The following is a 19,902-nucleotide window of genomic DNA, read 5'->3' as shown; positions in this document are numbered from 1 at the left end:
CGCACCCGCGATAACTACTCCCCTGTCTTGATCGACCCGAGGAAGGTCTCGACCGCGGGCAGAATGGACCGGACCATGGCGTCCACGCCCTCGGTATTCGGATGCATGCCGTCGTCGAGCTGGAGATCCGCCTTCGTCACGACCCCTTCGAGGAAGAAGGGATAAAGGGGAACGCCGTGCTTTTCCGACAGGCGCCTGTAGATGCCGTTGAAGCGCTCGGCATAGTCCGCGCCCATGTTCGGCGGGGCCAGCATGCCGGCGAGAAGCACCGCGATGCCGCGCTCCTTGAGGCGCGTCAGCATCGCGTCGAGGTTCTTTTCCGTCTGGTCCGGCGGAATGCCGCGCAGCGCGTCGTTGGCGCCGAGTTCTAGGATGACGCCCTGGGTTCCCTCGGGGATCGACCAGTCGAGGCGGGCAAGGCCGCCCGACGTCGTGTCGCCGGAAACGCCGGCATTGGCGATCTCGACCGCATGGCCCTTCGCCCTGAGGGCCGCCTCCAGCTTCACCGGGAAGGCATCGGCGGCGGGAAGCTGGTAGCCGGCCATCAGGCTGTCGCCGAAGCCCACGAGCCGCACCGGTTCGGCCCGGGCGATGCCGGCGGATAACAAAGCTGTGATTGCAAGTGAGGCGAAAAATCCGAGCGCCGCTTTAAACGACATGATGCTGATCCTAGATTGCTGACATTCCAGTCTTTTCCTTACATATAGGGCAGAATTCCTTGGCCAAAACCATCATCGATCTCAAAAAAGCCGATCTCACCCTCGGCCGGGCGGCCGCCTCCGTGCATGTGCTGAAGGGGATCGACCTTGTCATCGATGCGGGTGAATCGGTCGGCATCGTCGGGCCGTCGGGCTCCGGCAAGTCGACGCTGCTGATGGTTCTGGCCGGCCTCGAGCGGCTGGACGGCGGCGAGATCCATATCGACGGGGCCGCCCTGCACGCGATGAACGAGGACCGGGTGGCCGATTTCCGCGGCCGCAATATCGGCATCGTCTTCCAGTCCTTCCACCTCATTCCCAACATGACGGCGCTGGAAAACGTCGCGGTGCCGCTGGAGCTCGCCAATGTGCGGGACGCGTTCGACATCGCGCGGCGCGAGCTGGAGGCCGTCGGGCTCGGCGAGCGCCTGTCGCACTATCCAGGCCAGCTCTCGGGCGGCGAGCAGCAGCGCGTCGCCATCGCCCGGGCGCTCGCGCCGTCGCCGAAGCTCCTGATCGCCGACGAACCGACCGGCAACCTCGACACGGAGACCGGCCGCCAGATCGCCGACCTCCTCTTCTCAAAACAGGCCGAGCGCGGCACGACGCTGGTGCTGGTGACGCACGACCCGGCGCTCGCCGCCCGCTGCGGCCGGCAGGTCGCCATGCGTTCCGGCGAGATCGTCTCGGGCGCCGCGCCGCTTCGCGCGCCTGCCGAAGCGGTGCCGGCATGAGGGTCGGCGCGATCCTCCGGCAGGTTCCGCTCGCCCTTCGCCTTGCGCTGCGCGAGATGCGCGGCGGCCTGAAGGGATTCTACATCTTCCTCGCCTGCATCGCGCTCGGCACGGCGGCGATCGCCGGCGTCAACTCGGTGTCGAGCGCCATCACCGAGGCGATCGCCTCGCAGGGCCAGACGCTGCTGGCCGGCGACGTGCGCTTCGAGTTGCGCAACCGTTTCGCGACGCCCGAGGAGCTGAAATATTTCGAGGGCCTCGGTGACGTCTCGCTGTCGACGGGGCTGCGCTCCATGGTGCGCCTGCCCGACGGTTCCGACCAGACGCTGGTGGAGGCCAAGGGCGTCGACGGCGCCTATCCGCTCTACGGCACGCTGGAGACCGAGCCGCAAAAGCCGGCCGCGGCACTCTTCGCCAGGGAGGGCGATGCCTATGGCGCCGTCGTCGCGCCGCTGCTGCTCGACCGGCTCGGCGTTGCCGTCGGCGACGAGATCCTGCTCGGCACGGCGAAAATCCGGATAGCGGCGACGCTGACGCGCGAGCCGGATGCCGTTTCGGAAGGCTTCGGTTTCGCCCCGCGCCTGCTTCTGTCGGAAGAGGCCCTGAAAGCGAGCGGCCTCGTGCAGACGGGCAGCCTCGTCGAAAACGCCTACCGCATCCGTATATCCGATCCCGGCATCCTGCCCGCGACGATCCGGGCGGATGCGAACAAGGCCTTCCCCACCGCCGGCTGGTCGATCCGCACCGCCGACAGCGCTGCGCCGGCGCTTACCGCCAACATCACCCGCTTCTCGCAGTTCCTGACGCTGGTCGGCCTGACGGCGCTGATCGTCGGCGGTGTGGGCGTTGCCAATGCCGTGCGGGCCTATCTCGATTCCAAGCGCTCCGTGATCGCCACCTTCAAGTGCCTCGGGGCGCCCGCCTCGCTGGTGGCCCTCGTCTATCTCGCGCAGATCGCGCTGATCGCGGCTGTCGGCATCGCCATCGGGCTCGCCTTCGGCGCGCTGATGCCCGTCGTGGCGATGCGGTTCCTGGACGGTGTCCTGCCGGTGCCGGCCGAGGCGGCGGTCTATCCGTCCGCCCTGCTGCTCGCCGCCGTCTTCGGCCTGCTGACCGCGCTCGCCTTCGCCGTCATGCCGCTCGGCCATGCCCGCGAGGTGCCGGCGACGGCGCTCTTCCGCGAGCAGGGCTTCGAGGCGGGCCGCCTGCCGGGCTGGCCCTATGTGCTGGGTGCGGCGGTCTTCCTCGCGGCGCTCGCGGGACTTGCCGTCTACACGGCCTATGACCGCTATATCGCGCTCGTCTTCCTCGGGGCCATCGCCTTCGCCTTCGTCGTGCTGCGCGCCGTCGCCATGCTGATCACGGCGCTGGCGAAGCGCAGCCCGCGGGTCAATTCGCCGGCGCTCAGGCTCGCCGTCGGCAATATCCACCGGCCGGGGGCCTTGACCTCCTCCGTCGTGCTGTCGCTCGGCCTCGGCCTTGCGCTCCTCGTCACGCTGACGCTGATCGACGGGAACCTGCGCCGCGAACTGACCGGCAACCTGCCGGAGCGGGCGCCGAATTTCTTCTTCGTCGACATCCAGGGCAGCGAGCTCGACGGGTTCCGCGACGTGCTGAAGGCGAACATGCCGGAGGGCAAGATCATCGAGGTGCCGATGCTGCGCGGCCGGGTGATGGAGCTCAACGGCGTGGACGTGGCGAAGGTCGCGGTGCCGCCGGAAGGCCAGTGGGTGCTGCGCGGCGACCGCGGCATCACCTATGCCAGGAACGTGCCGGAAAATTCGACGCTTTCGGAAGGTGCGTGGTGGCCGGAGGACTATTCCGGCGAGCCGCTCGTCTCCTTCTCGGCGGAGGAAGGCCGCGAGCTCGGCCTCAAGATCGGCGACACGGTGACCGTCAACGTGCTCGGCCGCAACATCACCGCGCGCATCGCCAATTTCCGCAATGTCGAGTGGGAATCGCTGTCGATCAACTTCGTCATGGTGTTCTCGCCGAACACCTTTGCCGGCGCGCCGCACGCCTGGCTCGCCACGGTCATCGACCCGTCCGCGACGGCGCCGCAGGAGGCGGCGACGCTCAAGGCCATCACCAATGCCTATCCGACCGTCACCAGCGTGCGCGTCAAGGATGCGCTCGACGTCATCAACGAACTCGTCGGCCAGCTCGCCACCGCGATCCGCGCGGCCGCGGCGGTGGCGCTCGTCGCCTCGATCCTCGTGCTTGCCGGGGCGCTCGCCGCCGGCAACCGGGCGCGCGTGCACGACGCTGTCGTGCTGAAGACGCTCGGCGCGACGCGGACGACGCTGATCCGGGCCTTCAGCTACGAATACCTGATGCTGGGGCTGGCGACCGCGGTCTTCGCGCTCTTTGCCGGGGGCATGGCCGCCTGGTTCGTGGTGAGCCGCATCATGAAGCTGCCGTCGAGCTTCCTGCCCGACGTCGCCGTCATGACCGTCGCGACCGCGCTCGTCATGACCGTCGGCATCGGCCTTGCCGGCACCTGGCGCATCCTGGGGCAGAAGGCCGCGCCCGTGCTGCGCGAGCTTTGAAAAACGGCAGGCCCGCGGCCTCGCCGTGGTTGCGGGTCTTGTGCGAACCACAATTCATGCTCATATTTACGTCAGGCAAGCTGGAGCCCCGCAGCGGCTGCCCGGACCCGTCACGCCCGAAGGATCGGCGCGGACAGACGGGTGCCCGACACCGTATACTCCAGGGGGCTTGAACCAAGAGGACAACATGGCTGATCTCCGCAACTACCAGACCCGGACGGCGAATACCGGCACCCAGGCCGGCGCCGTCATAGACGAGGGCCTGCGCGCCTACATGCTCCGGGTCTACAACCTGATGGCGCTGGGTCTTGCGATCACCGGCCTCGTGGCGTTCTTCGCCTCCCAGGCCGCGTTTTCCGGCGGCCAACTCACGGCTTTCGGGCAGGCGATCTATCTCAGCCCGCTGAAATGGGTCGTGATGCTCGCGCCGCTCGCGCTGGTCTTCTTCCTGAGCTTCCGCATCCACACGATGAGCGTATCGGCCGCGCAGGCGACCTTCTGGGTCTATGCGGGCCTGATGGGCCTGTCGCTGTCGTCGATCTTCCTGATTTACACCGGCGCAAGCATCGCGCAGACCTTCTTCGTCTCGGCCGCCGCCTTCGGCGCGCTGTCGCTCTACGGCTACACGACGAAGCGTAACCTCTCCGCGATCGGCTCGTTCCTGATCATGGGCCTCTTCGGCCTGATCATCGCCTCGCTCGTCAACCTGTTCCTGCAGTCCTCGGCGCTCGACTTCGCGATCTCCGCGATCGGTGTCCTGGTCTTTGCAGGCCTGACGGCCTGGGATACGCAGAAGATCAAGGAAATGTACTTCGAAGCCGACGACGTCGCCGTGGCCGGCCGCAAGGCCATCATGGGCGCGCTGACGCTCTACCTCGACTTCATCAACCTCTTCCTGTTCCTGCTGCGCTTCCTCGGCAACCGCGATTGACGTGAAAGCAGGGCCGGATGGCTCGATTGCAAGGACCCCGCCGGAGACGGCGGGGTTTTTGTTTTGCGGCGTGCCGGCATGCTTTCCCCTTCATTGACGTTCTTGCCCATTCATGCGCATTGTCGCGCAATCATGCATGATTTGGCTTTCAAGGTGTCGGGACAGGATCTTCTTCTCGGAGAGCGGCAGGCGCTCATCCGCGCGCGGCTCGACCGTTCGGGGCGGGTCATCGCGGCGGAACTGGCGCAGGCCTTCGGCGTGTCGGAAGACACGATCCGGCGGGACCTGCGCGAGATGGCAGCGTCCGGCCTCTGCCGCCGGGTCTATGGCGGGGCGCTCCGGCTTTCCCCGGCGCCGGCCTCGATCGGCGAGCGCATGGCCGTGGGCGGCGAGCGCAAGGCGGCGCTGGCGCGGGCAGCCGCGACGCTCGTTCCGCCGGGCGCCACCGTCTTTCTCGACGCCGGCAGCACCAGCCTCGCGCTCGCCTATGCGTTGCCCGCCGGCGGCGGCCTGACCGTCGCCACCAATGCGCCGGCCATCGCGGCGGCCCTTCTGGAGCGCGACATCGCGACGATCCAGCTCGGCGGGCTGATCGATGCCCGCCTGGGCGCGGTGATCGGCGCCAAGGCGCTGCGCGATGCCGAGGCCCTGCGCCCCGATGTCCTCGTGCTCGGCGCCTGCGGCATCGATCCCGAGGCAGGCGTGACCGCCGAGCGCTTCGAGGATGCCGAATTCAAGCGCTTCATCGCCTCGCGCAGCCGCACCGTCATGGCGGTGGCGACCAACGACAGGCTTTCCACCGCCGCTCCCTATTCGGTCGTGCCGCTCTCCCGCGTGGCACATGCCGTGATCGAAGCGGACGCGGACGAAGCGGCGGCCGCGGCGCTGGCAGCGGCCGGCATCCGAATCCTGCAGGCCGGCTGAGCCCGCGCATCTTTCAACGGATCTCCCATGACGACGCCTGAAAACGCCCTTGCCGGCAAATCCTTCGCCCGGACCGGCTTCCCGCCGACGCGGCTCGCCGTGTCCGGCCTCTTCCTCCTGAACGGCACCTTCGCCGGCGCCTGGGCGCCGAAGATCCCGGAATTCGCAGCCCGCCTCGGGCTGACGGAGGCCGGCCTCGGCCTGATGATCATGTGCTTCGGCATCGGCTCGCTCGTCCTGATGCCGATCGCCGGCGTGCTGATCGCCCATTTTGGCACGACGCGCACGGTCAAGGGCGCGACGATCCTCTTCCTCACCACCATGTTGCTGCTGTCGGTCGCGCCGACGATCCCGCTCGGCGCCATCGCCATCTTCCTCTTCGGCGGGCTGATGGGCGGCATGGACGTCGCCATGAACGGCAATGCCGTGGAGGTGGAGAAATCCATGCGCCGGGCGATCATGTCGTCCTGCCATGCCTTCTGGAGCCTCGGTGCCTTCATCGGCGCGACGACCGGCGGCTTCCTCATGGAGGCGCTCGGGGTGACGGGCCATGCCGTGCTGCTCACCGTCGCCGGGGCGGCGATGCTGGTCCTCGTCTGGCCTCGCATCCTGCACGATGCGCCCCATCCGAGCGAGGAGCGCCGGAAGGCGCGCCTGCCGCTGACGCCGCTGCCCTGGCTGATCGGCCTGATGGCGCTGTTCTGCATGGTGCCGGAAGGGGCGATCCTCGACTGGGGCGCGCTCTACATGCGCAACGAGCTCGGCGCGTCGCTGGCCCTTTCGGGCTTCGCCTTCGGCACCTTCTCGCTGACCATGGCCGTCATGCGCTTTGCCGGCGACCATGTGCGCGACCGTTTAGGCGCGGTGAAGACGCTGCGCTTGTGCACGGTCATGGCGATCCTCGGCATGGTGGTGGCCGGCACGGCGCCGAATGCCTATGTGGCGATGGCGGGTTTCGCGCTCTGCGGTGTCGGCATTTCCAACATGGTGCCCATCGCCTTCTCCGCCGCCGGCAACCTGCCGGGCTACGCGCAGGGCGTGGCGCTGTCGGTCGCGACGGTCATGGGCTATTCCGGCTCGCTCTTCGCGCCCTCGGTCATCGGCTTCATTGCCGAGCATGTGGGCTTCGCGATGATCTTCACGCTCCTGCCGGTCCTCTTCATCGTCGTGCTGGCGCTCTCGCACCATGCGGTGCATGCGGACGTGCGCGAGCGGCACTGAAATCGCCCTGCCGGTTGACAAGCCACATTTCCTGATCCACCTGAGGGCAAAGACCGCGCCCGCGCGGCCGCTTTCGAGCAAGAGGCTCCAAAATGTCCTTTTCCTTCGATTTTGAACCGAAGCCGCGGCGCGTGTCCGTCGGCGTCGATGTCGGCGGCGTGCTCGTCGGCGGCGGCGCCCCCGTCGTCGTGCAGTCGATGACCAATACGGACACGGCCGATATCGACGCGACGGTGGCGCAGGTCGCCGCCCTTCACAAGGCGGGTTCCGAGATCGTGCGCATCACGGTCGATCGCGACGAGAGCGCGGCGGCGGTGCCGAAGATCCGCGAGCGGCTGCTGAGACTCGGCCTGGACGTGCCGCTCGTCGGCGACTTCCACTATATCGGCCACAAGCTGCTGGCCGATCATCCGGCCTGCGCCGAGGCGCTGGCGAAATACCGCATCAATCCCGGCAATGTCGGCTTCAAGGACAAGAAGGACCGCCAGTTCGCCGCCATCGTCGAGACGGCGATCCGCCACGACAAGCCGGTGCGCATCGGCGTCAACTGGGGCTCGCTCGACCAGGAGCTTTTGACCCGGCTGATGGACGAGAACCAGGACAGGGGTTTCCCGCTCACCGCCCAGCAGGTGATGCGCGAGGCGATCTGCCAGTCGGCACTGCTTTCGGCCGAGCTTGCCGAGGAGATCGGCCTTGCGCGCGATCACATCATCCTGTCGGCCAAGGTCTCCAACGTGCAGGACCTCATCGCGGTCTATGCGATGCTGTCGGCCCGCTCCGACCATGCGCTGCATCTCGGCCTGACGGAGGCCGGCATGGGCACCAAGGGCGTCGTCGCCTCGTCGGCCTCGCTCGGCATCCTCATGCAGCAGGGCATCGGCGACACGATCCGCATCTCGCTGACGCCGGAGCCCGGCGGCGACCGCACCCGCGAGGTGCAGGTGGCGCAGGAGTTGCTGCAGGTCATGGGCTTCCGCCAGTTCATTCCCGTCGTCGCCGCATGTCCCGGCTGCGGGCGCACGACCTCGACGGTCTTCCAGGAACTGGCGCAGAAGATCCAGGACGACATCCGCAAGAACATGCCGGTCTGGCGCGAGAAATATCCGGGTGTCGAGGGCCTCAAGGTCGCCGTCATGGGCTGCATCGTCAACGGGCCGGGCGAGAGCAAGCACGCCGATATCGGCATCTCGCTGCCGGGCACGGGCGAGCTTCCCATCGCCCCCGTCTATGTCGACGGCAAGAAGGCGATGACGCTGCGCGGTACCGACATTGCCGGCGAATTCGAGGCGCTGGTCAACGACTATATCGAGAAGCGCTACGGCACGGGGCAGGCGGCGGCCGAATAGCTACAGGCGTGTCGTCAGCAGCTTGAAGCCGGCAAGGGCGAAGAAGGCGGCCATCACGCCCTCGATGCCGCGGCGTGCCTTCAGGTAGGCGCGATGGACCGGGCCGAGCGAGAAGACCAGCGCGAAGCCGAGGAAGACGCAGATCCCGATTGCCATGCAGCCGGCGATGAACGTTGCCATGACGCCGCCCGGCGCGCCCGGCGGCATGCCGAGCGACGTGAGCATGATCCAGGCGAAGATCGCCTTGGGGTTGGTCAGGTGGATGCCGAGGCCCTTGAGATAATACCGCCGCGGCGACAGCGCCGGCATGGCGACCATGCGGGCGTGGTGGCTTTCGTCGCTCCGGCACGCGGAACGCCAGGCATTCCATGCCAGCCACAGCAGATAGCAGCCGCCGACGAGCTTCAGCACGACAATCGCCTCGCCATAGGTGCGGATGAGGGCCGAAAGTCCCGACGCAGTCAGGATCGCCCAGATATAGGAGCCCGTCAGCACGCCGAAAGCGAGCGCGACGCCTGCCTGCCGGCCGCGACTGACCGAGGTCGCGATGATGGCGAGGATCGCCGGACCCGGCGAGGCCGTGGCGATGAGATAGGCCGTCCAGGCGACGGCGAGCTGGGGCAGGTAGGGCGTGAGATCGGTCATGGGGCCACCGGTGAGCGTCGGTGGACGATAGCCGAAGGCTTTTTCCGCTCCAAGCGGGAGAATTGCACCACATGTCCCCCACACCTTTCCTTCTCCCCGAGGGGAGAAGGAAAGGTGTGGGGGCGCTACTGCCTTTACGCCGACGACGAGGGGAGAAAAGAGGGCGCTGCCATCCCTTTCCCCCAACGGGAAGACGGTCCCGGCAGGGAGATGAGTGCGAAGCTCCGAAGCCTCAGACGATCTCTTCGAGCGCCGCCACCAGCCGGTCGCATTCCTCCGGCGTGCCGATGGTGATGCGCAGGAAATCCGAGATGCGGGGTTTTGCGAAGTGGCGCACCAGCACGGCGCGCTCGCGCAGGCTCTTGGCGAGGGCCTCGCCGCTGTGGTCCGGGTGGCGGGCGAAGACAAAGTTCGCCTGCGAGGGCAATACCTCGAAACCGCGCTGGCGCAGCGCGCCGGCGACGCGCTCGCGCGATTCGATCACCTTGCCGCGCGTCTCGTCGAACCATGCGCGGTCGTCGATGGCCGCGGTCGCGCCGGCCTGGGCGACGCGGTCGAGCGGATAGGAGTTGAAGCTGTCCTTGACGCGCTCCAGCGCATCGATCAGCGGGCGCTGGCCGATGGCGTAGCCGACGCGCAGGCCCGCCAGCGAGCGGGACTTGGAGAGCGTGTGGACGACGAGGAGGTTGTCGTATTTCTTCGTCAGCGGGATCGCGCTCTCGCCGCCGAAATCGATATAGGCCTCGTCGATCACCACCGGCTGGTCCGGATGCGCGGCGACCAGCCTCTCGATGGCGGCGAGCGGCAGGCCGATGCCGGTCGGGGCATTCGGGTTCGGCAGGATGATCGCACCGGCGGGGCGGTCGTAGTCCGCAAGGTCGATGGTGAAATCGTCCTTCAGGGGGACTTCCTCCGACGTGATGCCGAAGAGGCGGCAATAGGTCGGGTAGAAGCTGTAGGTGATGTCGGGGTAAAGCAGCGGCTTCTCATGCTTGAGAAGCGCGACGAAGGCATGCGCCAGCACCTCGTCCGAGCCGTTGCCGACGAAGACCTCGTCGGCTTCCACGCCGTAAAAGCGGGCGATGGACTGGCGCAGCGCCAGTGCGCCCGGATCGGGGTAGAGCTTCAGGCTGTCGGCGACGGCGCCCCTCATGGCGGCGATGGCTTTCGGCGAGGGGCCGTAGGGGTTTTCGTTGGTGTTGAGCTTGGTGAGGTTTTGGATGCGCGGCTGCTCGCCTGCGACATAGGGCTTGAGCGTGGCGACGATCGGCGACCAGAATTTGCTCATGACGTCAGTTCCTGCGATTGGCGATGAAATGGGCGGTCTCGACGAGGATGCCGGCCCGATGGCTGAACGGCGCAAGAAGCGCCTCGGCCTCCGTCACGAGTTCCTTCAGGCGATGTTCCGCCCATGCCTGGCCGCGGCGGGAGACGAGCGTCGCCTTGCCGCGTTCGGCGTCCTTGCCGGTCGCCTTGCCCATGGTCTTCGCATCGGCGGTGAGGTCGAGCAGGTCGTCGGCGATCTGGAAGGCGAGGCCTACCGTCTCGCCGTAGCGGCGCAGCGTGGCGCGGTCCTCCGCCGAGGCGCCGGCGACGATGGCGCCGGCCTCGCAGGCGAAGCGCAGCAGCGCGCCGGTCTTCATCGCCTGCAGCGTGACGATGCCGTCCTCGTCGGGAGCCTCTTTCTCGGCCGCGAGGTCGAGTCCCTGGCCGCCCACCATGCCGCCGATGCCGGCGGCGCGCGACAGCGCCAGCACCAGCGCCGTCCTGGTGGCGTCGGGCAGGCGCGTCTCGGGCGCGGCGACGATGTCGAAGGCGAGCGTCAGCAGGCCGTCGCCGGCAAGGATGGCGGCGGCCTCGTCGAAGGCGATGTGCACGGTCGGCTGGCCGCGGCGCAGGTCGTCGTCGTCCATCGCCGGCAGGTCGTCGTGCACGAGCGAGTAGCAGTGGATGCATTCGAGCGCTGCCCCGACGCGCAGCGCCGCCTCGCGCTCCACGTTCGGAAAGAGCGCGGCCGTCTCGATGACGAGGAAGGGACGCAGCCGCTTGCCGCCGTTGAGCACGCCGTGGCGCATGGCGGCCAGCAGCCGTTCGGGACGCGCGATCTCGTCCGTCCGGACGTCGGCCGAAAGCAGGCTGGCGAGCAGAGCTTCCACCGCCTCGGCATTGCTTTTCAGAAGGGTCCGGAATTCAAGGTGACGTTCGCTCATGGCCGCTCTTTGGCATGGGCTCCCCGCCGAAGCAACGGGAATGCCGGGACGGCGGCAAAGAATCGCGGCGCGGCGCTGGTTTTTGAAGAGCCGGAACGGTATGAAGGCGCAACGACGGAAGGATGGGCGCCGGCTCTTGGACATCGTACCGGAAACACGGACAGACATGGAGGTGGAGACCGGCGGGAGGGGCGGCTGGATGAGCCGGCTTAGCCGGAACTGGCGGCGTCTCGTTCTCGCCGTGCTGGCCTTGCTGGCGCTGCCCTATGCGCTGATCCTCGTCTATACGGCCGGGTTCGTCCACCCGGTTTCCACGCTCATGCTGCGCGACCTCGTGCTTTTGCGCGGCTACGATCGGCAATGGGTGGCGTTCGAGGATATTTCGCCCAATCTGGTGCAGGCGGTGATGATGTCCGAGGACGGGCAGTTCTGCCGCCATTCCGGCGTCGACTGGGGCGAGATGCGGGCCGTCGTCAACGAGGCGCTGGCCGGCGAGCAGACGCGCGGGGCGAGTACCATCCCCATGCAGACGGCCAAGAACCTCTTCCTGTGGAACGGCCGCTCCTTCCTGCGCAAGGCGATGGAGGTGCCGCTGGCGGTGACCGCGGATTTCGTCTGGAGCAAGCGGCGGCTGATGGAGATCTATCTCAACATCGCCGAATGGGGACCGGGCATCTACGGCATCGAGGCGGCGGCGCAGCATCATTTCAACGTGCCGGCCGCAAAGCTCTCGCGCCGGCAGGCCTCGCTTCTGGCCGTCTCGCTGCCCAATCCCTACGAGCGCAATGCCGGCAAGCCGGGGCGCGGCCTGCAGCGGCTGGCGCATCTGATCGAGCGGCGTTCGAGCCGCTCCGGCGAATATATCAGATGCCTTTATGAGTGAGTTCAGACCTTTTCATTGGCGCTTTTCGCTGTGAGCACCTAGGGTCCGGCTCCCCGCACGGAGCATCCGCATGTCAGACCTCATCCTCTATGTCGGCAACAAGAACTATTCCTCCTGGTCGTTCCGGCCATGGATCGCCATGGCGGCGGCCGGCGTCCCGTTCACGGATCGGGTGATCCCCTTCGATTTTGCCGCCGGCAACCCGGAAATCCGCAAGGTCTCGCCGACCGGCCGGGTGCCGCTGCTGCAGCACGGCGACGTCAGGGTATGGGAATCGCTCGCCATCATCGAATATGTCGCCGAGCTCTTTCCCGATGCCGGCCTCTGGCCGAAGGACCGCGCGGCACGCGCCGAGGCGCGGGCGATCTCGATGGAGATGCTCTCGGGCTTCCGGGCGCTGCGCAACGCCTGCCCGATGAACATCCGCCGCAAGCCGGGCGGGATCGACCTGCCCGAGGGCGTGACCGACGACGTCGCACGTATCGAGGCGATCTGGAAATCGGCGCTTGCGCGCTCCGGCGGACCGTTCCTGTTCGGCGGCTTCTCGGCGGCGGACGCCATGTATGCGCCTGTCGTCAACCGCCTGGAGATCTATTGCCTGACCGCGAACGACACGGTACGAGGCTACATGGAACGCATGAAAGCGCATCCGGCCTGGCAGGAATGGCAGGCGGCCGCCCTTGCCGAACCGTGGATCGTACCGGAAGACGAGGCCTGAGTGGCGGAATCGAAAAAATCCGGCCGGGGACTGGTCAAGCAGGGTTTTGCCATGTATAAGCCCGCCAAATTTCCGAGATAAAGACATGTCTTTGTCGGCCATTCGGTGGCCTCGCGGATGTGTTCGCCCGATAAGTGGAGTTAGTCAAATGGCTGTACCGAAAAGAAAAACGACCCCGTCCAAGCGCGGTATGCGCCGTTCCGCAGACGCTCTGAAGGGTTCGACCTATATCGAAGACAAGAACTCGGGCGAACTGCGCCGTCCGCACCACATCGACCTGAAGACCGGCATGTATCGCGGTCGCCAGGTCCTGACGCCGAAGGAAAGCGCATAATCCGCGTTTCCGGCATCAGCCGAGATCGAGGCCCGGGAAACCGGGCCTTTTCTTTTGCGCCCCTTCCGCGGGTGACGTTTTCTCGAGCCGATTCTTCGGCTAAGACGACCGGACGGGCTGGCGACACCGCACAGCCATAGGAGACCGTCGCGCCATGCTTCTGGCCATACCGCTGCTGATCGTTCCCTTCGCCCTCTACAACCTCGCCATGACGGGGCTGTTCGGCGATGGAGGCGTCGCTGTGCTCGACAGCGAGGTGATGGCGGTCAACATGCTGTCCGGCACGACCTGGACCATGGCCTTCGGCGACCTGCTCATCCTGGTCGCGCTGGTGCTGCTCTTCGTGGAAATCCTGAAGGCCACGCGGCCGGGCTCGCGGGCGCTCCTCGACCACATGCTCTCGATGGTGCTGTTCGTGGTGTTCCTGGTCGAGTTCCTGCTGGTGCAGGGCGCGGCGACGCAGATCTTCTTCATCCTGATGACGATCTGCTTCATCGACGTCATCGCCGGGTTCGCCGTCTCGATCCGCACGGCAAGCCGCGACGTTTCGATCGGGCTCTAAGGTCCCCCGCGGGAGATCGCCCCGCCGACCCGCTTCGTCAGCTCAGGTTGTCGAGCTTGGTCTGGAGTGCGCGCAACTGCTCCTTCAGTTCGTCGAGATCCTTCGCCTCGGCCTTGCGGGGCTCCTTCGCGGGCGCGGCGTTCGCGAAGGGCGAGAACATCTTCATCGCCTGCTGGAACATTTCCGTATTGCGGCGCACCGTCTCCTCGACGAGCTGCATCGGCACCTGCAGGTTCTTGCCGAGCGGGGTGTCGCCGAAGGTCTTGTCGATCTGCTCGCGCATCTGGGCCTGCTGTTCGGTGAAGGCCTGCATCGAATGCTCGAGATAGCTCGGCACGACCATCTGCATCTGGTCGCCGTAATAGGAGATGAGCTGGCGCAGGAAGGAGATGGGCAGCAGCGTGTTGCCGGTCTTGGATTCCTGCTCGAAGATGATCTGCGTCAGCACCGAATGGGTGATGTCCTCGCCGGACTTGGCGTCCTGCACGGTGAAGTCCTCGCCCTTCTTCACCATGACCGCGAGATCGTCGAGTGTGACATAGGTGCTCGTGCCGGTGTTGTAGAGGCGGCGGTTCGCGTATTTCTTGATGACGATCTGACCGTCGTTCCTGGCCATTAGGGTCTCCTCATCCCCGTGTTCCTGTTTCTTTTTTGGTTCCGGGGAGTATCGGCAAAAAGCAGCGCGCTGACAATCGAATTGTGCGATGCGGCGGGTGATGCTGCGCAACATGGATTTTCATGCTGCACGCCCCGTCGATGAAATTTTAGCGGCACCGGATATCCCGTTTGACTCTCCTGCCTCGCTTTGCCAGTTTTGATTTCGGGAGAACCGCCGGGCTCGCGCCGTTCGTGCGCCGGACCCGGTTCCAAGGCCGGCCGTCAGGCCGTCAGAACTGAGGAATCATACCATGAGCACCCCGTCCATCGTCATCGCCAGCGCCGCCCGCACCGCGGTCGGCTCCTTCAACGGAGCCTTCGCCAACACGCCCGCCCACGAACTCGGGGCGGCGGTCATCTCGGCGGCTCTGGAGCGCGCGGGTGTTGCGGCGGGCGAGGTGAACGAGGTGATCCTCGGCCAGGTGCTGCCGGCCGGCGAGGGCCAGAACCCGGCCCGCCAGGCCGCCATGAAGGCCGGCCTGCCGCAGGAAGCCACCGCCTGGGGCATGAACCAGCTCTGCGGTTCGGGCCTGCGCGCCGTCGCGCTCGGCATGCAGCAGATCGCCACCGGGGATGCGAACATCATCGTCGCCGGCGGCATGGAATCCATGTCCATGGCGCCGCATTGCGCGCATCTTCGCGGCGGCGTGAAGATGGGCGACTTCAAGATGATCGACACGATGATCAAGGACGGCCTGACGGACGCCTTCTACGGCTACCACATGGGCATCACCGCCGAGAACGTCGCCAAGCAGTGGCAGCTTTCGCGCGAGGAGCAGGACACCTTCGCCGTTTCCTCGCAGAACAAGGCCGAGGCCGCCCAGAAGGAAGGCCGCTTCAGGGACGAGATCGTTCCCTTCATCGTCAAGACCCGCAAGGGCGACGTGACGGTCGATGCCGACGAATATATCCGCCACGGCGCGACGCTGGATTCCATGGCCAAGCTGCGCCCGGCCTTCGACAAGGAGGGCACGGTCACGGCGGCGAACGCCTCCGGTCTCAACGACGGCGCGGCCGCCGCCCTCCTCATGAGCGAAGCGGAAGCCTCGCGCCGGGGTATCCAGCCGCTCGCCCGCATCGTCTCCTGGGCGACGGCCGGCGTCGATCCGAAGATCATGGGCACGGGCCCGATCCCGGCCTCCCGCAAGGCGCTCGAAAGGGCCGGCTGGAAGATCGGCGACCTCGACCTCGTCGAGGCCAACGAAGCCTTCGCGGCCCAGGCCTGCGCCGTCAACAAGGATCTCGGCTGGGATCCTTCGATCGTCAACGTCAACGGGGGCGCCATCGCCATCGGTCATCCGATCGGCGCGTCCGGTGCGCGCATCCTCAACACGCTCCTCTTCGAGATGAAGCGCCGCGGCGCCTCGAAGGGCCTTGCCACGCTCTGCATCGGCGGCGGCATGGGCGTGGCGATGTGCGTCGAGCGCATGTAAGCATCGTCTTGCAAGCTGCTTTGCCATGACCTGCCGCCCGGCAGGGCGACGGGTCGACTCGAAAAACAATAGCGAGGGGAGTGAGCCACATGAGCAGGGTAGCATTGGTAACGGGAGGATCGCGGGGCATCGGCGCAGCCATTTCGGTTGCGCTGAAGGCCGCCGGATACAAGGTCGCCGCGAACTATGCCGGCAACGACGAGGCCGCCAACGCCTTCAAGGCGGAAACCGGCATCCCGGTCTACAAATGGGACGTCTCGAGCTACGAGTCCTGTGTCGAAGGCATCGGCCGTGTGGAGGCGGATCTCGGGCCGGTCGATATTCTCGTCAACAACGCGGGCATCACCCGTGACGCGATGTTCCACAAGATGACGCCGGACCAATGGGGCGCGGTGATCAACACCAACCTCACCGGCCTCTTCAACATGACCCATCCGGTCTGGTCCGGCATGCGCGACCGCGGCTTCGGCCGCGTCGTCAACATCTCCTCGATCAACGGGCAGAAGGGCCAGATGGGCCAGGCGAACTATTCGGCCGCCAAGGCCGGCGACCTCGGCTTCACCAAGGCGCTCGCCCAGGAGGGGGCGGCCAAGGGCATCACGGTCAACGCCATCTGCCCGGGCTATATCGGTACGGAAATGGTGCGCGCCATTCCCGAAAAGGTGCTGAACGAGCGGATCATACCGCAGATCCCCGTCGGGCGCCTCGGCGAGCCGGAGGAGATCGCCCGCATCGTGGTCTTCCTCGCCTCCGACGATGCCGGCTTCATCACCGGATCGACCATCTCGGCGAACGGCGGCCAGTTCTTCGTGTGAGGCGGAAGCGCAAAACGGAACACGGCGCCTCCGGGCGCCGTTTCCATGTCTGTGAGAAGGAGAGGGCGCCATGAAGCAGGAAAAACTGGACGAAGAGGCGATCCGCGAGGCGCTGGCAGCCCTCGACGGCTGGAGCCGTTCGCGGGACGGCATCGCCATCGAGAAAAGCTACAGGTTCAAGTCCTTCCGCGAGGCGTTCGGCTTCATGACCGAGGGCGCGCTCGCGGCGGAGAAGTTCAACCATCATCCCGAATGGTTCAACGTCTACAACCGCGTCGACGTGCGGCTGACCAATCACGATGCGGGCGGGCTGACCGCGCTCGACGTCAAGCTGGCGGGTGCGATGGAGGCGGCGGCGGCCCTTCGCACGAAGAGTTGAAGGGATGTGAAGGCATTCCCATATGAATTGCGCCGGGCTGTGCCGGCGTCGCCACCCGAGGGAGGCCCCTGAATGGACGATGTGAAGATCGGTGAAATCCTTCTGCCCGGAGACGAGGCCGAACAGCAACGCCAGAGCGCGCGCGTGAAGAAGCGGTTCTGGCCGGTTCTCCGGCGTGCGATGCGCTATGTGCCGTTCTCCCGCGATCTCGTCGCATCCTACTATTGCGCGCTCGATCCGCGCACGCCGACCAGGGTTCGCGGCATCCTGCTGGCGGCGCTCGCCTATTTCGTGCTGCCGCTCGACGGCATTCCGGATTTCTTCGTGCTGGTCGGCTTTTCCGACGACATCGCCGTGCTGACGGCGGCTTTCGCGGCGATCCGCGGCCATATCCGCCCCGACCATTATGCCGCCGCCGACAAGGCGCTTGCGGAGGAGCCGGACCTGCAACCCGTCGGTTGAGCGGGCCGGCGCGGATTCGGGTCAAATTCTTGCCCTATTCCTTGTGCCTTTAGGCATTTCGACGGGTTCTATCTCACCAAGCGGGAACCGGGCACGCCCGCCTTTGCACGATTTCAGCAGAGTTGCGCAACGGTTTGCGTATGGAGTTGCGCCGGCAACGGAACGGGCATTTTTGCGGCTGATTGAAAGGCTGCGGAAGGCAGCGGCGGATTTCGGCGCGGTCCTGTCCCGGTGCGGCGCGGAAGACCCACGGAAAATGCGTATGTGTTGACGGTTTGGTAACCTGAATTAAGTCAAAATAAATCAAATCATCATCATGCATGGCCGAAACCGGCGTGGCAGGCACCTGCCTTCGGCCGGCAAATCACTGGCAAGACAACCGGCAGGAAAACATGTTCGTAAGAAAGCTCGCAACCGCACTCGCCCTCGTCTTCGCGACCGCAGGCGTTGCCTCGGCGCAGACGCCGACGCGCATTCAGCAGTTCAATGCCTGGGGCGCCTATTCCTACCAGGCGAACGGCGGCAAGGTCTGCTACGTCCTTTCCGTTCCCAAGGAGAAGAACCCCGCCGGCGTCGACCATGGCGACGTGTTCTTCCTCGTCTCGCAGCGTCCGGGCCAGAATATCAGCTACGAGCCGCAGGCGATGATGGGCTATCCGCTGCAGGAGAACTCCAAGGTCAATGTCGTGATCGACAACCGCACCTTCGTCATGTTCACCAAGGGCAATTCGGCCTGGGTGGAGAACGCCGCCGAGGAGCCGGCGCTCGTCGCGGCCATGAAGGGCGGCAAGTCCATGACGGTGCAGGCCAAGTCGCGCCGCGGCACCGGCACCTCCTATTCCTATTCGCTCTCCGGCATCTCGGCGGCGCTGAAGCAGATCGAGGGCTGCCGCTGAGGCATCCCAGCCAATCGCAGCAAAAGGGCCGGCATCACGCCGGCCCTTTTCTTTTGCCGGCCTTCAGGCCGCATTGCGCCTGAGGCCGAGGGCCGCGAGGACGAGCGCCGCCAGCACCAGGACAGCGGCGACCGCGAAGGTTGCCTGCATGCCCGCGGCGACGGCTGCGGCGTTGGCGACCGTCGTATCCTTCGTTCCGGCGGCCAGCGTGAAGATCGCCCCCATCAGCGACGCGCCGGTGATGAGGCCGAGATTGCGCGACAGATTGAGCAGGCCCGAGGTGACGCCGCGCCGGTCCGCCGGAACGCCCGTCATGACCGCCGCATTGTTGGCGGCCTGGAAAAGCTGGTAGCCCGGCGTGAGCACGACGATGGCGGCGATATAGCCCGCAAGGCCGAAAAGGGCGGACAGCAGGGAAAGGCCCATGGCGCCCGCCGTCATCGCGGCAAGGCCGGCGAGGGCCATCGGCGCTGCGCCAAGCCGGTCCACCATGCGCCCGGCGATAACGCCGCTCGCCATCGAAACGAAGGGGCCGATGGCCATGACGAGGCCGACGCCCGCCGGGCCGAGGCCGACGGTGCGGGCAAGATAGAACGGGCCGACGACCAGCGTCGCCATCATCACCGTCGCGACCAGCACGTTGGCGGTGAGGCTGGCGCGAAAGCCATGGCGTCTCAGGGCGGCAGGGCGGATCAGCGGAAAGGCGGCCTTGCGCTGCCGGATGACGAAGAGCACGCCGCCGATGGCAGCGGCGGCCAGCAGGGCGGCATTCCGCGGGTCGAGCGTTTCCTGCCCCGCGGTCATGGCCAGCGCATAGGCCGTCAGGCTTGCGGCGAGCAGCCCCGCGCCCGGGAGATCGAACCGGCCGGCCTTCGTCGCCGTGCTGTCCATCGGCAGGAACCGGTGGACGAGGGCGAAGGCGGCAAGGCCGAAGGGGACGGCGACCAGGAACGCCGCCGGCCAGCCGAAGCCGGCGATCAGCAGGCCGCCGAGCGAGGGGCCGAGCGCTGTGCCCACGGCCGACATGGTGCCGAAGAGGCCCATGACGCTGCCGATCCGCTCCCTCGGCACGGTCTCGCTGGCGAAGGCCATGGCGAGCGCCATCATGGCGGCGGCGCCGAGGCCCTGCGCGGCGCGGGCGGCGACGAGGAAGGGCAATGAGGGCGCAAGACCGCAAAGCGCGGAGGCGGCGGTGAAGAGCGCCAGCCCGGCAAGCAGCAGCCGGCGGCGGCCGAGAATGTCGCCGAGCCCGCCGATGCCGACAATCAGCACCGTGCTTGCCAGGAGATAGGCGAGCACCACCCACTGGACCTCGCGGAAGGGCGCGGAAAAAGCCTCCGCCAGGGTCGGCAGGGCGACATTGGCGATGCTGGTGCCGAGCGAGGAAAGCAGCAGCGAGAGCGAGAGGCCGGCAAGCGCTCCGGCCGTGTTCCGCTTGACTGTCAGGGTTTGTGCATCGGCCATGGCCTGCTCCTCGGTTCGGGTTCGTTCTTCCCGGCAGATAA

The 19,902-nt window shown here is 66.6% G+C and carries 22 protein-coding genes; 15 read left to right on the top strand and 7 right to left on the bottom strand.

Going from position 1 to position 19,902, the window contains the following annotated elements; genetic code table 11:
- Positions 1-14: 14 nt before the first annotated feature.
- On the bottom strand, positions 15-659 hold the full coding sequence (locus tag L0976_RS11850; RefSeq protein WP_203316781.1) for an arylesterase: 645 nt from the start codon (positions 657-659) through the stop codon (positions 15-17).
- Between the two features lie 59 nt (positions 660-718).
- On the opposite strand from L0976_RS11850, the gene L0976_RS11845 reads away from it, so the two are divergent.
- The 6 genes from L0976_RS11845 to ispG all read left to right on the top strand — a co-directional run bounded on the left by L0976_RS11845 (position 719) and on the right by ispG (position 8,403).
- The gene (locus L0976_RS11845; RefSeq protein WP_234187479.1) at positions 719-1,432 is read left to right on the top strand and encodes an ABC transporter ATP-binding protein; all 714 of its coding nucleotides are present in this window, start codon (positions 719-721) and stop codon (positions 1,430-1,432) included.
- Complete coding sequence (locus L0976_RS11840; RefSeq protein ID WP_234187478.1) at positions 1,429-3,981, top strand: ABC transporter permease; 2,553 nt, start codon at positions 1,429-1,431, stop codon at positions 3,979-3,981. The genes L0976_RS11845 and L0976_RS11840 overlap by 4 nt, the downstream gene beginning before the upstream one ends.
- 187 nt (positions 3,982-4,168) lie before the next feature.
- Positions 4,169-4,912, top strand: a complete 744-nt coding sequence (locus L0976_RS11835) for a Bax inhibitor-1/YccA family protein (protein WP_203316778.1) — start codon at positions 4,169-4,171, stop codon at positions 4,910-4,912.
- Between the two features lie 132 nt (positions 4,913-5,044).
- Complete coding sequence (locus tag L0976_RS11830; RefSeq protein WP_203316777.1) at positions 5,045-5,836, top strand: DeoR/GlpR family DNA-binding transcription regulator; 792 nt, start codon at positions 5,045-5,047, stop codon at positions 5,834-5,836.
- A 27-nt stretch (positions 5,837-5,863) separates the two neighbouring features.
- Positions 5,864-7,057 (top strand): MFS transporter, encoded by a 1,194-nt coding sequence (locus tag L0976_RS11825; protein WP_234187476.1) that lies wholly within the window; start codon positions 5,864-5,866, stop codon positions 7,055-7,057.
- A 92-nt stretch (positions 7,058-7,149) separates the two neighbouring features.
- Positions 7,150-8,403 (top strand): flavodoxin-dependent (E)-4-hydroxy-3-methylbut-2-enyl-diphosphate synthase, encoded by a 1,254-nt coding sequence (ispG, locus tag L0976_RS11820; RefSeq protein WP_234187474.1) that lies wholly within the window; start codon positions 7,150-7,152, stop codon positions 8,401-8,403.
- Here the strand turns inward: ispG and L0976_RS11815 are convergent, their stop codons facing one another.
- The 3 genes from L0976_RS11815 to L0976_RS11805 all read right to left on the bottom strand — a co-directional run bounded on the left by L0976_RS11815 (position 8,404) and on the right by L0976_RS11805 (position 11,258).
- The gene (locus L0976_RS11815) at positions 8,404-9,048 is read right to left on the bottom strand and encodes a LysE family translocator (RefSeq protein WP_234187472.1); all 645 of its coding nucleotides are present in this window, start codon (positions 9,046-9,048) and stop codon (positions 8,404-8,406) included.
- Between the two features lie 232 nt (positions 9,049-9,280).
- The gene (hisC, locus tag L0976_RS11810; protein WP_234187471.1) at positions 9,281-10,336 is read right to left on the bottom strand and encodes a histidinol-phosphate transaminase; all 1,056 of its coding nucleotides are present in this window, start codon (positions 10,334-10,336) and stop codon (positions 9,281-9,283) included.
- 4 nt (positions 10,337-10,340) lie between these two features.
- A complete protein-coding gene (locus L0976_RS11805; protein WP_234187469.1) occupies positions 10,341-11,258 on the bottom strand; it encodes a polyprenyl synthetase family protein in 918 nt (305 codons plus the stop codon).
- A gap of 136 nt (positions 11,259-11,394) precedes the next feature.
- On the opposite strand from L0976_RS11805, the gene mtgA reads away from it, so the two are divergent.
- The 4 genes from mtgA to L0976_RS11785 all read left to right on the top strand — a co-directional run bounded on the left by mtgA (position 11,395) and on the right by L0976_RS11785 (position 13,755).
- Positions 11,395-12,141: a monofunctional biosynthetic peptidoglycan transglycosylase gene (mtgA, locus tag L0976_RS11800; protein ID WP_234187467.1), complete on the top strand. Its 747-nt coding sequence runs from the start codon at positions 11,395-11,397 to the stop codon at positions 12,139-12,141.
- A gap of 70 nt (positions 12,142-12,211) precedes the next feature.
- Positions 12,212-12,859 (top strand): glutathione S-transferase family protein, encoded by a 648-nt coding sequence (locus tag L0976_RS11795; protein ID WP_234187465.1) that lies wholly within the window; start codon positions 12,212-12,214, stop codon positions 12,857-12,859.
- A gap of 148 nt (positions 12,860-13,007) precedes the next feature.
- Positions 13,008-13,193, top strand: coding sequence for a 50S ribosomal protein L32 (gene rpmF, locus L0976_RS11790; protein WP_203316769.1), 186 nt, complete (start codon positions 13,008-13,010; stop codon positions 13,191-13,193).
- Between the two features lie 154 nt (positions 13,194-13,347).
- A complete protein-coding gene (locus L0976_RS11785; protein WP_234187463.1) occupies positions 13,348-13,755 on the top strand; it encodes a hypothetical protein in 408 nt (135 codons plus the stop codon).
- Between the two features lie 37 nt (positions 13,756-13,792).
- Here the strand turns inward: L0976_RS11785 and phaR are convergent, their stop codons facing one another.
- A complete protein-coding gene (gene phaR / locus L0976_RS11780; protein ID WP_203316767.1) occupies positions 13,793-14,371 on the bottom strand; it encodes a polyhydroxyalkanoate synthesis repressor PhaR in 579 nt (192 codons plus the stop codon).
- A gap of 292 nt (positions 14,372-14,663) precedes the next feature.
- Here phaR and L0976_RS11775 point away from each other — a divergent pair, with 292 nt between their 5' ends.
- The 4 genes from L0976_RS11775 (at position 14,664) to L0976_RS11760 (ending at position 17,501) form a co-directional block, all read left to right on the top strand.
- The gene (locus L0976_RS11775) at positions 14,664-15,845 is read left to right on the top strand and encodes an acetyl-CoA C-acetyltransferase (RefSeq protein ID WP_234187460.1); all 1,182 of its coding nucleotides are present in this window, start codon (positions 14,664-14,666) and stop codon (positions 15,843-15,845) included.
- An 89-nt stretch (positions 15,846-15,934) separates the two neighbouring features.
- The gene (locus tag L0976_RS11770; protein WP_234187459.1) at positions 15,935-16,660 is read left to right on the top strand and encodes a beta-ketoacyl-ACP reductase; all 726 of its coding nucleotides are present in this window, start codon (positions 15,935-15,937) and stop codon (positions 16,658-16,660) included.
- Between the two features lie 70 nt (positions 16,661-16,730).
- Complete coding sequence (locus L0976_RS11765; RefSeq protein ID WP_234187457.1) at positions 16,731-17,039, top strand: 4a-hydroxytetrahydrobiopterin dehydratase; 309 nt, start codon at positions 16,731-16,733, stop codon at positions 17,037-17,039.
- A gap of 72 nt (positions 17,040-17,111) precedes the next feature.
- On the top strand, positions 17,112-17,501 hold the full coding sequence (locus L0976_RS11760; RefSeq protein ID WP_234187455.1) for a YkvA family protein: 390 nt from the start codon (positions 17,112-17,114) through the stop codon (positions 17,499-17,501).
- A 73-nt stretch (positions 17,502-17,574) separates the two neighbouring features.
- Here the strand turns inward: L0976_RS11760 and L0976_RS11755 are convergent, their stop codons facing one another.
- Positions 17,575-17,823, bottom strand: a complete 249-nt coding sequence (locus L0976_RS11755) for a hypothetical protein (protein ID WP_234187453.1) — start codon at positions 17,821-17,823, stop codon at positions 17,575-17,577.
- Positions 17,824-17,893: 70 nt separating this feature from the next.
- Between L0976_RS11755 and L0976_RS11750 the strand changes: the two genes are divergently transcribed.
- Positions 17,894-18,397, top strand: a complete 504-nt coding sequence (locus L0976_RS11750; protein WP_203316762.1) for an invasion associated locus B family protein — start codon at positions 17,894-17,896, stop codon at positions 18,395-18,397.
- A 63-nt stretch (positions 18,398-18,460) separates the two neighbouring features.
- Here the strand turns inward: L0976_RS11750 and L0976_RS11745 are convergent, their stop codons facing one another.
- Entirely contained in the window at positions 18,461-19,861 is a 1,401-nt protein-coding gene (locus L0976_RS11745) for an MFS transporter (RefSeq protein WP_234187451.1), read from the bottom strand.
- Positions 19,862-19,902 lie beyond the last annotated feature (41 nt).

The organism is Shinella sp. NM-101, assembly GCF_021401195.1.
Lineage (GTDB): Bacteria > Pseudomonadota > Alphaproteobacteria > Rhizobiales > Rhizobiaceae > Shinella.
Note: the sequence above shows the minus strand (reverse complement) of the source record. Positions and strands in the feature narration are given on the sequence as shown.

Excerpts from the sequence above, each read along its gene's own strand:
- L0976_RS11770 (WP_234187459.1), top strand. The coding sequence starts at position 15,935 with ATGAGCAGGGTAGCATTGGTAACGGGAGGATCGCGGGGCATCGGCGCA.
- phaR (WP_203316767.1), bottom strand. The coding sequence starts at position 14,371 with ATGGCCAGGAACGACGGTCAGATCGTCATCAAGAAATACGCGAACCGC.
- rpmF (WP_203316769.1), top strand. The coding sequence starts at position 13,008 with ATGGCTGTACCGAAAAGAAAAACGACCCCGTCCAAGCGCGGTATGCGC.
- L0976_RS11755 (WP_234187453.1), bottom strand. The coding sequence starts at position 17,823 with ATGCATGATGATGATTTGATTTATTTTGACTTAATTCAGGTTACCAAA.
- L0976_RS11775 (WP_234187460.1), top strand. The coding sequence starts at position 14,664 with ATGAGCACCCCGTCCATCGTCATCGCCAGCGCCGCCCGCACCGCGGTC.
- ispG (WP_234187474.1), top strand. The coding sequence starts at position 7,150 with ATGTCCTTTTCCTTCGATTTTGAACCGAAGCCGCGGCGCGTGTCCGTC.
- L0976_RS11760 (WP_234187455.1), top strand. The coding sequence starts at position 17,112 with ATGGACGATGTGAAGATCGGTGAAATCCTTCTGCCCGGAGACGAGGCC.
- L0976_RS11745 (WP_234187451.1), bottom strand. The coding sequence starts at position 19,861 with ATGGCCGATGCACAAACCCTGACAGTCAAGCGGAACACGGCCGGAGCG.
- L0976_RS11825 (WP_234187476.1), top strand. The coding sequence starts at position 5,864 with ATGACGACGCCTGAAAACGCCCTTGCCGGCAAATCCTTCGCCCGGACC.
- L0976_RS11830 (WP_203316777.1), top strand. The coding sequence starts at position 5,045 with ATGCATGATTTGGCTTTCAAGGTGTCGGGACAGGATCTTCTTCTCGGA.
- L0976_RS11795 (WP_234187465.1), top strand. The coding sequence starts at position 12,212 with ATGTCAGACCTCATCCTCTATGTCGGCAACAAGAACTATTCCTCCTGG.
- L0976_RS11805 (WP_234187469.1), bottom strand. The coding sequence starts at position 11,258 with ATGAGCGAACGTCACCTTGAATTCCGGACCCTTCTGAAAAGCAATGCC.
- L0976_RS11750 (WP_203316762.1), top strand. The coding sequence starts at position 17,894 with ATGTTCGTAAGAAAGCTCGCAACCGCACTCGCCCTCGTCTTCGCGACC.
- L0976_RS11785 (WP_234187463.1), top strand. The coding sequence starts at position 13,348 with ATGCTTCTGGCCATACCGCTGCTGATCGTTCCCTTCGCCCTCTACAAC.
- L0976_RS11815 (WP_234187472.1), bottom strand. The coding sequence starts at position 9,048 with ATGACCGATCTCACGCCCTACCTGCCCCAGCTCGCCGTCGCCTGGACG.
- L0976_RS11835 (WP_203316778.1), top strand. The coding sequence starts at position 4,169 with ATGGCTGATCTCCGCAACTACCAGACCCGGACGGCGAATACCGGCACC.
- L0976_RS11765 (WP_234187457.1), top strand. The coding sequence starts at position 16,731 with ATGAAGCAGGAAAAACTGGACGAAGAGGCGATCCGCGAGGCGCTGGCA.
- L0976_RS11850 (WP_203316781.1), bottom strand. The coding sequence starts at position 659 with ATGTCGTTTAAAGCGGCGCTCGGATTTTTCGCCTCACTTGCAATCACA.
- hisC (WP_234187471.1), bottom strand. The coding sequence starts at position 10,336 with ATGAGCAAATTCTGGTCGCCGATCGTCGCCACGCTCAAGCCCTATGTC.
- L0976_RS11840 (WP_234187478.1), top strand. The coding sequence starts at position 1,429 with ATGAGGGTCGGCGCGATCCTCCGGCAGGTTCCGCTCGCCCTTCGCCTT.